Annotated in this window: 8 protein-coding genes; 4 read left to right on the plus strand and 4 right to left on the minus strand. The window is 69.8% G+C overall.

Annotation, left to right across the window (positions count from 1 at the left end; genetic code table 11):
* Window positions 1-96: 96 nt before the first annotated feature.
* Genes H7J89_RS14730 through nei2 form a run of 3 tightly spaced genes read left to right on the plus strand, consistent with a single transcriptional unit; the run spans window position 97 to window position 6,136 of the window.
* Entirely contained in the window at window positions 97-768 is a 672-nt protein-coding gene (locus tag H7J89_RS14730; RefSeq protein WP_264044426.1) for a TetR/AcrR family transcriptional regulator, read from the plus strand.
* A 39-nt stretch (window positions 769-807) separates the two neighbouring features.
* Window positions 808-5,367: an ATP-dependent helicase gene (locus H7J89_RS14735; RefSeq protein ID WP_264044427.1), complete on the plus strand. Its 4,560-nt coding sequence runs from the start codon at window positions 808-810 to the stop codon at window positions 5,365-5,367.
* Window positions 5,368-5,380: 13 nt separating this feature from the next.
* Window positions 5,381-6,136: an endonuclease VIII Nei2 gene (gene nei2, locus H7J89_RS14740; protein ID WP_264044428.1), complete on the plus strand. Its 756-nt coding sequence runs from the start codon at window positions 5,381-5,383 to the stop codon at window positions 6,134-6,136.
* 20 nt (window positions 6,137-6,156) lie between these two features.
* On the opposite strand, the gene H7J89_RS14745 is transcribed toward nei2, so the two are convergent.
* A complete protein-coding gene (locus H7J89_RS14745) occupies window positions 6,157-7,074 on the minus strand; it encodes an extracellular catalytic domain type 1 short-chain-length polyhydroxyalkanoate depolymerase (protein WP_264044429.1) in 918 nt (305 codons plus the stop codon).
* A gap of 164 nt (window positions 7,075-7,238) precedes the next feature.
* Here H7J89_RS14745 and H7J89_RS14750 point away from each other — a divergent pair, with 164 nt between their 5' ends.
* Complete coding sequence (locus H7J89_RS14750) at window positions 7,239-7,583, plus strand: DUF732 domain-containing protein (protein WP_264044430.1); 345 nt, start codon at window positions 7,239-7,241, stop codon at window positions 7,581-7,583.
* Between the two features lie 296 nt (window positions 7,584-7,879).
* Here the strand turns inward: H7J89_RS14750 and mgtA are convergent, their stop codons facing one another.
* Genes mgtA through phoU form a run of 3 tightly spaced genes read right to left on the minus strand, consistent with a single transcriptional unit; the run spans window position 7,880 to window position 12,201 of the window.
* Window positions 7,880-10,504, minus strand: a complete 2,625-nt coding sequence (gene mgtA / locus H7J89_RS14755) for a magnesium-translocating P-type ATPase (protein ID WP_264044431.1) — start codon at window positions 10,502-10,504, stop codon at window positions 7,880-7,882.
* Window positions 10,501-11,499 (minus strand): magnesium transporter CorA family protein, encoded by a 999-nt coding sequence (locus H7J89_RS14760; RefSeq protein ID WP_264044432.1) that lies wholly within the window; start codon window positions 11,497-11,499, stop codon window positions 10,501-10,503. The genes mgtA and H7J89_RS14760 overlap by 4 nt, the downstream gene beginning before the upstream one ends.
* A 36-nt stretch (window positions 11,500-11,535) precedes the next feature.
* On the minus strand, window positions 11,536-12,201 hold the full coding sequence (phoU, locus tag H7J89_RS14765; RefSeq protein ID WP_264044433.1) for a phosphate signaling complex protein PhoU: 666 nt from the start codon (window positions 12,199-12,201) through the stop codon (window positions 11,536-11,538).
* Between the last annotated feature and the right edge of the window lie 44 nt (window positions 12,202-12,245).

Genomic DNA, 12,245 nt, shown 5'->3' on the forward strand with positions numbered 1-12,245 from the left:
TCAATTATTCGGATCCATTACCGCTGGCCCGGGGCGTGGAGCCGGGATAGACACAATGTTGTCGGTGACTCAGGACCGGTGAGTACTATCTGTCACATGCCGACAGCCCGAAGGCGCTTGTCCCCCGAGGATCGACGCGCTGAGCTGCTCGCTTTGGGGGCGGAAGTCTTCGGGAAGCGACCGTATGACGAGGTGCGCATCGACGAGATTGCCGAGCGCGCCGGAGTGTCGCGGGCGCTGATGTATCACTACTTCCCCGACAAGCGGGCTTTCTTCGCCGCGGTGGTCAAGGACGAAGCCGACCGGCTGTACGAGACCACCAACATGGACGACGCCACCGGCCTCACGATGCACGAGGAGGTGCGCGTCGGCGTCATGGCCTACATGGCCTACCACGAGCAGAACCCCGAGGCCGCGTGGGCGGCGTACGTCGGGCTGGGCCGGTCGGACCCGGTCCTGCTGGGCGTCGACGACGAGGCCAAGAATCGTCAGCTCGAACACATCATGAGCCGCATCCACGACCTGGTGGCCAACATCTCGGGGGCCAAGCTGGAGGCCGACGTAGAGCGGGACCTGCGGGTGATCTGTCACGGCTGGCTGGCGTTCACCTTCGAGCTGTGCCGCCAGCGCATCATCGACCCCACGATCAACGCCGAGCGCCTCGCCGACGCGTGCGCGCATTCGCTGTTCGACGCCATTGCCCGGGTGCCGGAGATTCCCGAGGAGCTGTCCCACGCGATGGCGACGGCCCGGATCCAGCCGCGCTAGCCCGCGTACTTGTCGGTGGGCCTTGGCACCATGGTTTAGGTGACCACCCGTGACCCGTTAGGCCGGTTCAGCGCGACCACGCGCGAATGGTTCACCAGCACGTTCGCCGGCCCCACCACAGCGCAGGCCGAAGCCTGGGACGCGATCGCCGACGGCGACAACACGCTGGTGATCGCCCCGACCGGATCCGGCAAGACGCTCGCGGCCTTCCTGTGGGCGCTGGATTCGCTCGCCGGCTCGGCCGAAAGGCCGGCCGGCACCCGCGTGCTCTACGTGTCGCCGCTCAAGGCGCTGGCGGTCGACGTCGAGCGCAACCTGCGCACCCCGCTGGCGGGCCTCACCCGCATCGCCGAGCGCCACGGACTCCCCCCGCCCGACATCAGCGTCGGCGTCCGCTCCGGCGACACCCCACCCGCCGAACGCCGGCAGCTCATCGCCCGCCCCCCGGACGTGCTGATCACTACGCCGGAGTCGCTGTTCCTGATGCTCACCTCGGCCGCGCGCGAGACGCTGGCCGGCGTGCAGACGGTGATCGTCGACGAGATCCACGCCATCGCGGCCGGCAAGCGCGGCGCGCACCTGGCGCTGTCGCTGGAGCGGCTCGAGGACTTGTCGCAGGAGTTGCGGGAGGGGCCGCCCGCACAGCGCATCGGGTTGTCGGCGACGGTGCGCCCACCCGAAGAGCTCGCCCGGTTCCTGTCCGGTCAGCAACCGACCACCATCGTCGCGCCCCGGGCGGCCAAGACCGTCGAGCTGGCGGTGCAGGTGCCGGTGCCAGACATGGCCAACCTGGCCAACAACAGCATCTGGCCCGACGTCGAGGAGCGGCTGGTCGACCTGATCGAGGCGCACAACTCGACCATCGTGTTCGCCAACTCGCGGCGGCTGGCCGAGCGGCTCACCGCACGGCTCAACGAGATCCACGCCGAACGCTGTGGTGTGGGGCTGTCGGGCGAGACCAACCCGAAGGTGGCGGGCGGGGCGCCCGCGCACATCATGGGCAGCGGCCAGACCTACGGCGCCGAGCCGCTGTTGGCGCGCGCCCACCACGGCTCGGTCAGCAAGGAGCAGCGCGCCCTCGTCGAGGAGGACCTCAAGCGCGGGCTGCTCAAGGCGGTGGTGGCGACATCGAGCCTGGAACTCGGCATCGACATGGGCGCGGTGGACCTGGTGATCCAGGTCGAGGCACCGCCGTCGGTGGCCAGCGGCCTGCAACGCATCGGGCGGGCCGGCCACCAGGTCGGCGAGGTGTCCCAGGGCGTGCTGTTCCCGAAGCACCGCACCGACCTGATCGGCTGCGCCGTGACCGTGCAGCGGATGCTCGCCGGCGAGATCGAGACGATGCGGGTGCCCGCCAACCCGCTGGACATCCTGGCGCAGCAGACGGTGGCGGCCGCCGCGCTGGAGCCGCTGGACGCCGACCGGTGGTTCGACACGGTGCGGCGGGCCGCCCCCTTCGCGACGTTGCCGCGCAGCGTGTACGAGGCCACCCTCGACCTGCTGTCGGGCAAGTACCCCTCGACCGAGTTCGCCGAGTTGCGTCCCCGCCTGGTCTACGACCGCGACACCGGCACGCTGACGGCGCGGCCCGGCGCGCAGCGGCTGGCCGTCACCTCCGGCGGCGCCATCCCGGACCGCGGCATGTTCACCGTCTACCTCGCCAGCGAGTCGGAAAAGCCGTCGCGCGTCGGCGAACTGGACGAGGAGATGGTCTACGAGTCCCGGCCCGGTGACGTCATCTCGCTGGGCGCCACCAGCTGGCGAATCACCGAGATCACCCACGACCGCGTTTTGGTGATCCCCGCGCCCGGCCAGCCGGCCCGGCTGCCCTTCTGGCGCGGCGACGACGCGGGCCGGCCCGCCGAGCTCGGCGCCGCGCTGGGCGCGTTCACCGGTGAGCTGGCCGGTCTCGACCGCGCCGCCTTCGACGCCCGGTGCGCGGGCCTGGGCTTCGACGCCTACGCCACCGACAACCTGTGGGCGCTGCTGGACGAGCAGCGGACCGCTGCCGGCGTGGTCCCCACCGACACCACCCTGCTGGTCGAGCGGTTCCGCGACGAACTGGGCGACTGGCGGGTGATCCTGCACTCGCCGTACGGGCTGCGGGTGAACGGGCCGCTGGCGCTGGCGGTGGGCCGGCGGCTGCGCGAACGCTACGGCCTCGATGAGAAGCCGACCGCCTCCGACGACGGCATCGTGGTGCGGCTGCCGGACACGCTGTCCGACACCGGCGAGACCCCGCCCGGCGCCGAGCTGTTCGTCTTCGACGCCGACGAGATCGATCCGATCGTCACCGACGAGGTGGGCGGTTCGGCGCTGTTCGCGTCGCGGTTCCGGGAGTGCGCGGCCCGCGCGCTGCTGCTGCCCCGCCGACACCCGGGTAAGCGATCGCCGCTGTGGCACCAGCGCCAGCGGGCCGCCCAGCTGCTGGACGTGGCCCGCAAATACCCCGACTTCCCGGTGGTGCTGGAAACCATCCGCGAATGCCTGCAGGACGTGTACGACGTGCCCGCCCTGGTCGCCCTGATGGCCGGCATCGCCCAGCGCAAGGTGCGGGTGCTCGAAACGGAGACGGCGCGGCCGTCCCCGTTCGCGGCATCCCTGCTGTTCGGCTACGTCGGCGCCTTCATATACGAGGGCGACACCCCGCTGGCCGAGCGCCGGGCCGCGGCGCTGTCGCTGGACAGCACGCTGCTGGCCGAGCTGCTCGGCCGGGTCGAGCTGCGCGAGCTGCTCGACCCGGACGTCATCGCCGCCACCGGCCGCCAGTTGCAGCACCTGTCGGCCGACCGGGCCGCGCGCGACGCCGAAGGCGTCGCGGACCTGCTGCGGCTGCTGGGTCCGATGACCGAGGACGAGGTCGCCGCCCGGGCCGGCGGCGCCGACGTGGGGGGTTGGCTCGAAGGCCTGCTCGCGGCGCGGCGGGCGCTGCCCGTGTCGTTCGCCGGCCGCAGCTGGTGGGTGGCCATCGAGGACATCGGCCGGCTGCGCGACGGCGTCGGGGCGCCGGTTCCGCTGGGCGTGCCGGCCGCCTTCACCGAGGCGGTGGCCGACCCGCTGGGCGAGCTGCTGGGCCGCTACGCGCGCACCCACACCCCGTTCACCACCGCCGCAGCCGCCGCCCGGTTCGGGCTGGGGCTGCGGGTGACGGCCGACGTGCTGGGCCGGCTGGCCGCCGACGGCCGGCTGGTGCGCGGTGACTTCGTCGCCGCCACGGAAACCTCCGCGGCGCCCGGAGGCGAACAGTGGTGCGACGCCGAGGTGCTGCGCGTGTTGCGGCGGCGTTCGCTGGCCGCGCTGCGCGCGCAGGTCGAACCGGTGAGCACCGCCGCGTACGGAAGGTTCCTGCCGGCCTGGCACCGGGTGGCCTCCCCCGGTTCGTCGGGCCAATCGGGGCTGGACGGCCTGATGTCCGTGGTCGACCAGCTGGCCGGGGTCCGGATGCCGGCGTCGGCGATCGAACCGCTGGTGCTGGCTCCGCGGGTCCGGGACTACTCCCCCGCCATGCTCGACGAGCTGCTCGCCGCCGGGGAGGTGACCTGGTCGGGCGCCGGGTCGATCTCGCCCAGCGACGGCTGGGTTGCGTTGCACGTGGGCGACTCCGCACCCTTGACGCTGGCCGGGCCCGCCGAAATCGACTTCACCGAAGCCCACCGCGCGATCCTGGAAACGCTGGCCGGCGGCGGCGCGTACTTCTTCCGGCAGCTGGCCCGGAGTGGCATCCCCGACGCCGAACTCAAAGCCGCGCTGTGGGAGCTGATCTGGGCCGGATGGGTCACCGGTGACACCTTCGCGCCGGTGCGCGCGATGCTCGGCGGCGTGGGCAACCGCAAACGCTCGGCCCCGGCGCACCGGTCGCATCGGCCGCCGCGCCTGAGCCGATACAGCGTGGCGCACGCGCAGTCCCGCCCCACCGACCCGACGGTGGCGGGCCGGTGGTCGGCCCTGCCGCAACCAGAGCCCGATTCCACGGTGCGCGCCCACTACCAGGCGGAGCTGCTGCTGGGCCGCCACGGCGTGCTCACCCGGGGCGCGGTCGCGGCCGAGGGTGTCACCGGCGGGTTCGCCACGCTTTACAAGGTGCTGAGCACCTTCGAGGAAGCCGGGCGGTGCCAGCGCGGGTATTTCGTCGAGTCGCTGGGCGGCGCCCAGTTCGCCGTCGCCTCGACCGTCGACCGGCTGCGCAGCTACAGCGACGGGATCGACCCAGAGCGGCCGGAGTACCGGGCGGTCGTGCTGGCCGCCGCCGACCCGGCCAATCCCTACGGCGCCGCGCTGCCGTGGCCGGCGTCCGGCGCGGAGGGTGCGCGGCCTGGCCGCAAGGCCGGCGCGCTCGTCGTGCTGGTCGACGGCCACCTGGCGTGGTTCCTGGAGCGCGGCGGGCGATCGCTGCTCACCTTCACCGACGACCCGGCGGCCCACCAGGCGGCGGCCGCGGCGCTGGCCGAGCTCGTCGCCTCCCGGCGCGTCGCGTCGATCCTGGTCGAACGCATCGACGGCGCACCGGCGCTGCAGCCCAACAACGGGCCCAGCCGGGTGGCGGATGGCTTGCAGGAAGCGGGGTTCGCCCGCACACCGCGCGGACTACGGCTCCGGTAAGGCCGCGATAGCGATGCCCGAAGGAGACACCGTCTGGCACACCGCGGCCGTCCTGCGCGAGCACCTGGTCGGGCGCACCCTGACGCGCTGTGACGTCCGCGTCCCCCGGTACGCGACCGTCGACTTCACCGGGCAGGCGGTCGACGAGGTGATCAGCCGAGGCAAGCACCTCTTCATCCGGGTGGGCCAAGCAAGCATCCACTCACACCTGAAGATGGACGGCAGCTGGCGGGTCGGCGACCGGCCGGTGCGGGTCGACCACCGGGCGCGGATCGTCCTGGAAGCCGGCCCCGTCCGCGCCGTCGGTGTGGACCTCGGCGTGCTGGAGATCCTGGAGCGCGACCGCGACGGGGACGCCGTCGCGCACCTGGGGCCCGATCTGCTGGGCGAGGACTGGGACGCCACCATCGCCGCCGCCAACCTGGCGGCCCAACCGGACCGGCCGCTCGCCCAGGCGCTGCTCGACCAGCGGGTGCTGGCGGGCATCGGCAATGTCTACTGCAACGAGCTGTGTTTCGTCAGCGGACACCTGCCCACCGCGCCGGTGAGCGCGGTCGCCGACCCGCGCCGGCTGGTCGCCCGTGCCCGAGACATGTTGTGGCTGAACCGCTCCCGCTGGAACCGCTGCACCACCGGCGATACCCGGGCCGGGCGGCAGCTATGGGTCTACGGGCGCGCCGGGCAGGGCTGCCGTCGCTGCGGCGCCCCCATCAACTACGACGACTCCGGGGAACGGGTCACGTACTGGTGCCCGTCCTGCCAGCGCTGACACCGCGCTTGCGATCGCCACTAGTCCCGGGCGTGCGCCAGGAAGAACTCCGCGATCGCCTCCGACCCGTCGAGCGCGCGGGTGGTGGGCCCGATGATCGCCTTGGGCAGGTATTGCCTGCCGCCCGGCCAGGTGTGCCCGCCGCTGTCGATCTGGTAGAAGGTCACCTCGGTGGACGCCGCGCACGCCGCGGAGTCGAAGCGATGCACGACGGTGCCGTCCCCGACGTTGGGCAGCGCCTGCACCGAGGGGTCGCCCTGGCATCCATCGGCCGAACGCCACTTGTTCACCATGGTGGTGGCGGAGATGGAGTGGCTCAGCCCGCCTCGGCCGCGCACAGCCCCACCGTTGAACGGCACCAGCGGGTCGGCGGTGCCGTGGGCCTCCCAGACCGACACCGGCCGCGACGGATTGCACGCCACCCCCACGCCCAAGGTGCCCGCCACGGGCGCGACCGCGGCGAACACGTCGGCGCGGTCACACGCCAGCCGATTGGACATGAAGCCCCCGTTCGACATCCCGGTGACGAAAACGTGCCCGGGGGGGATGCCGTAGTCGTTTTGCACCTTGTTCACCAGGCCCGTCAGGAAGCCGACGTCGTCGATGTGCCGGCGATCCGCCGGCGACGCCCCCCGCCCGTCGGCCCAGCTCTTGTCGTAACCGTCGGGATAGACCACGAGCAGGTTGTGGGCGTCGGCCACGGCATCGAAGCCGGTCAGCCCCCGCTGACCGTTCCCGGTACCGCCGCCGCCGTGCAGGCTCAGCACCAGACCGACTGGGCTACCCGGCGGCACGTGCAGCAGGTAGGTTCGATCCATGCCGCCGGAACGGAACGTCCCGGAAGCATCCCGAGCCGTGGCCGCCGAAACATGCCGCACACCACATCCCACCAAGCACACCGCCACAACGGCCACTGACAACCAACGCACGTACGGCATACCGTCAATACACCGACGGAGCCGATGCCGGAGCAAACCTGGGTGTGGCGATGATCGCAATATCAGTGATCCTGCACCGTGCGACGCCGCAACGTGCGAATAATATTCGGGCAGCCCCCGCGGTCAACGAGCAACGGCACTTCGATGTCACGGGAGTATCAGAAATGACGAGGACCCAGATCCGCAACCCCAGCCTGCTGGTGTTGCTGTTGGCTGCCGGGGTCGTCCCCGCGACCGGACTGCTGGGCGCGCTGGGCGCGGTCCCGGCTGCCCACGCCAGCGCGGCAGACGACGCTTTCCTCGCGGCGCTGACGGCCAAGGGCATCAACTACGAGTCGCCCGAAACCGCTATCCGGTCCGGTCATTTGGTGTGCCAGGAACTCGAATCCGGTGAGTCGCCGCAGCAGGTGGCCAACGACGTCATGACCAACAGCCACCTCGATGGCTACCACGCCGGCTACTTCGTGGGCGTGAGCATCCGGGCGTACTGCCCCAAGTATCAGGCCTGAAATTTACAGGCAGTTGACAGGCTCGTGACAAGCGCGCCGGTAAAATTGGGCTGAACGTATCTCGAGAACTCGAAGGCCAAATGATTCCTAAACTTTTGGTCGGCGTTGCACTCATTTTCGGCGCTGCAGGTTGGACGGCAGCATCGGCAACGGCCGACCCAAGCCCGTTTAGCACGCTGAGCTGCAGTTGCCAGGAGACGGCTCCGGCGGGCAGCACCACCCTGACGGACAAGGTCGATCGGGGAATCCAGCAAGGCCTTTCGGATCTGCCGGCGATCGCCGTGCAGCACTGACACTCACTTCCGCGTCCGCCGCTCGATGTAGTGGTAGCGCGCGGCCCGTCGCCGGATGCGATCCGCGCTTCCGCGGGTGCGGTGCGGTTGACCGACGATGTGCATCGGCTCGCTGTAGAAGAGCAACTTGCCCAGCTCCACCAGCACCAAATAACAGACGACAAACGTGCCCAGCGCGGCGAAGAACTGCCACGGCAGCGGCGTGAAGCCCAGGGTGCGGGCCAGCGGTGAAATCGTCAACCCGGCACCGACGGCGACCACGGTCAGGCTGGTGACGGCCAGCAGCGCGCTGGGCCGGCTGCGAAAGAACGGCACCATGCGGGTGCGAATGACGAAGATGATCAGCGTCTGCGTCGCGAGGGATTCCACGAACCAGCCCGTCCGGAACTCGATGGCACCGGCGTGCAGCACGCCCAGCATCAACCCGAACGTCAGGAAGTCGAACAGCGAACTGATCGGTCCGAAAATCAGCATGAAGCGGCGGATGAACGCGACATTCCAATGCGACGGCGCGTGCAGCTGCGCCGCGTCGACCCGGTCGGACGGGATCGCCAGCTGCGAGGTGTCGTAAAGCAGGTTGTTGAGCAGGATCTGGCTGGGCAGCATCGGCAGGAACGGCAGCAGCGCCGACGCGGCCGCGGCGCTGAACATGTTCCCGAAATTGCTCGATGTGCCCATCAGCACGTACTTGATGGTGTTGGCGAAGATGCGGCGGCCCTCGGCCACCCCGGTGGCCAGCACACTGAGGTCTTTTTCCAGCAGCACGACGTCGGCCGCATCCTTGGCCACGTCGGTTGCGCTGTCGACCGAGATCCCCACATCGGCGGCGTGCAAGGCCAGCGCGTCGTTGACACCGTCGCCGAGGAAGCCGACGGATCGCCCCTCGCGCCGCAGCGCGACGATCAGCCGCGCCTTCTGCTCGGGGGAGACGCGCGCGAAGATGGTGCGCTTTTGCGCCATCTCGGCGAACGCGTCGTCGTCCAACGGGTCCAGCTCCGCGCCGGTGATGGTGCCCTTCGACGCCAAACCCAGTTCGGCGCAAACCTTTTCGGCGACGCGTGGGTTGTCCCCGGTGGCGATCTTCAGCTCGATGCCCAGGTCGGCCAGCTCGGAGAGCGATTGCCGCGCAGCCGATTTGGGCTCGTCGGCAAACACCAGGAACCCAGCGAGCGACAGATCGCATTCGTCCGCCCGGGTGAGCGTCGTCAGCGCCGGCGCCGGTTTGGCGGCCACGGCCACCACCCGACGCCCGGCGGCGAACAACTCCGCGAGAGTCTCCTCCGCCGCCGGCGGGACCGCTCGGCACTGGGCCAGCACTTGCTCGGGCGCCCCCTTGACCACCAGCAGCCGGCCTCCGTCGTCGTCGACCAGCGCCGACGTTGCCCGGCGTGCGTGGTCGAACGGCAGCATCGCGACCCGGTGCGCCGCACCGGCCACCAATTGGTGCGCCTGCGGGGACTCCCAGAGTGCCGCGTCGAGCGAATTCGCGCTCGCACCACCGGTTTCCGGGTCCACATCGGTGGCCAGCAGCCCCAGCCGGCATACCGCGTCGCTGTGCGCACCGGCGGGATCGACCGAGTCCACCAGACGGATCCGGCCCTCCGTCAGGGTTCCGGTCTTGTCGGTGATCAGGATGTCGATGTCACCGAGGTCCTCGATGCACACCAGCCGCTTCACGAGCACCTTCGCTTTGGCCAACTGTCGTGATCCGGTCGCCAGGCCGGTGCTGACGACGGCGGGCAGCAGCTGCGGCGTGATCCCCACCGCGATCGCGAGCGAGAACAGCACGGAGTCGATGAGCGGCTTCTGCAGCAGCAGGTTGCTGATCAAAATGATCACCATCAGCGCGACGGCGACCTGCAGCAACAGGTAGGAGAACCGGCGCAGCCCGACCTGGAAGGCGGTTTCGGGCTGGCGTTCGTCCAAACCCGATGCGATTCGCCCGAATTCGGCGTTTCGACCGGTGGCATACACCACCCCGGCGCCCTCGCCGGCACTGACGATGGTGCCCATGAAGGCCAGGTCGGTCGCATCAGCCAGACCGTCCCCGGCGGGCACCGGTTCCGGCGATTTCTCCGATCCCGTGGATTCCCCGGTCAGGATGCTCTCGTTGCATTCCAGGCCGGTGACCTCGATCAGCCGGACGTCCGCCGGCACCGCCTCCCCCAGCGAGAGCCGGATCACGTCGCCCGGGACGAGCGCGGTCACGGCGAGCGAGACGAACTTCCCGTCCCGGCGCACCACGGCGTTGTGGTGCACGCTGGCATGCAGGTCGGCGGCGGCCCGCTCAGCGCGGTATTCGTTGATGAAGCCCAGGCCGATGCTGGCCGCCAGGATGATGCCGATGATGACGGCCTGCATGCTGTCGCCCAGGAAATACGAGACGATCGCGGTGCCGAATAGCAGGATGAGCACGGCGTTGCGCAGTTGACGGCCCAGCACCGCAAGGACATTGACGCGATGGGTGCGCACCGCGTTCGGCCCGTAGCGCGCCAGCCGGGCGGCGGCCTCCGCACTGGACAACCCGTCCGCCGAGCTGTCCAGCCGGCGCAGCACCTCGTCGACCGGGGCGGCCGCGACCAGCGTCGTGTTCGGGGCCGCAAGATCCGGCAGCAGGTCAGCCGTCATAGCCAGTCCCGACGTTTGAACATCACGTAGATCACCACCATCAACACGGCTATCAGGGTGGTACTGGCAAGGAAGCCGGCGAGGTGGCCGGATCCCGGGTATGGGACGTTCTGGCCGTAGAAGCCCGTGATCGCGGTGGGGACGGCGATGATGGCCGCCCATCCGGTCAGCTTCTTCATGATGGTGTTCAGCCGGGCGTCTTGCAGCGACAGGTTGGTTTCGAAAATCGTTGTGACCATATCGCGCAACGACTCCGTCCATTCCGACACGCGAAGCACGTGGTCGTACAGGTCGGCGTATAGCGGGTCCAGTTCCGGGGCGGTGCCCACCTCGTGGCGATGGTGCTGAATCGAGTTGACAACCTCCCGCATCGGGAGCGCCACCCGGCGCAGGGCGACCAGGTCGCGTCTCATCTGAAACGTTCTGCGCTGAAAGCTCGCCTGGCGCGGCTTGCCGTCGAACAGTTCGTCTTCGATGTCTTCGATGCAGTCGTCCAGGGCCTCCACCGCCGCGAAGTGACTGTCCACCACGACGTCGAGCAGCCCGTGCACCAGCGCGCCCACCCCGTACTGCTGGGCGCCGATCTCCTCCCAGCGCCGGGGGAGCTCGGCGATGTCGAAGTCGGGCGTCAGGCGCACGGTGATCAAACCGCGGGGAAGCACGAACGCCGAGATCCGCTGCATGGACAGCATCCGCCGCGGCTCGTCGGTGCCTTCGCCCTCGACGTGCACGGCATAGACGGTGAAAAACGTGTGGGTCTCGTACGCGGTGGCCTTGACGCGCTCGGCCGCCGCCACGGCGTCCTCGACGGCCCACGTGTTGAGGCCGAGTTCGGCTGCCAGGCCGCACAGCGCGTCGTGGTCCGGCTCGCACAAATCCACCCAGACCAGGGCGTCGGGCTCGCGCAGGTACTCGGAGATGTCATCGAACGCGAACTCGTCCTGCGGCTTGCCGTGGCGCCACAGGCGTCCTTGGATGTTGGGCGCGACCTGCACGAGGCCATCCTCTCAGCCCAGCCCGTCCAGCGCCTCTCAGTAGGTGGAGATTTCGTCCTGCGCGGGTAGGTCGCCGCTGACCATGAAGACGACCCGGCGACCGACTTCCACGGCATGGTCGGCGAAGCGCTCGTAGAAGCGGCCCAGCAACGCCGCGTCCACGGCGACGGGAATGTTGTCGGTCCAGTCGTCATCCAACAGCACGCTGAACAACTGCCGGTAGAGCTCGTCCATCGCGTCGTCTTGTTCGCGAAGCCGGGCGGCCTGCTGCGGATCGTGGGAAATCAGCACCTGTGTTGCGCTGTCGCCCAACGCGATTGCCACCTTGGCCATGTCGGCGAAACACGCGCGAACCTTTTCCGGAAGAACCTGATTCGGGTGCTCCCGCCGGGCGATCTTGGCGACGTGCACGGCCAGTGCGCCCATGCGTTCGATATCGGCGATCAGCTGTATGGCGCTGAAGACCGCCCGTAACTCCCCGGCAACCGGTTGTTGCAGCGCCAGCAACGCAAAGGCTTCCCGCTCCGCGCGCGCCCGCATCACCACCATTCGGTCGTGTTCCCGGATGACCTCTTCGGTGGCGTCGAGGTCGGCCTCCAACAGGGCCTCGGTCGCCCGCCGCATGGCGCCGTTGGCCAGGCCGCACATCTGGCTGAGTTCGACGGTCAGCTCGGCCAGCTGGTGGTGATAGGCGGTTCGCATAGCGCAACGGTGGCGCAACGCGAGCCGATTTCACAAGGGACGAA

Source organism: Mycobacterium paraffinicum (genome assembly GCF_025822865.1).
Classification (GTDB): Bacteria; Actinomycetota; Actinomycetes; order Mycobacteriales; family Mycobacteriaceae; genus Mycobacterium; species Mycobacterium paraffinicum.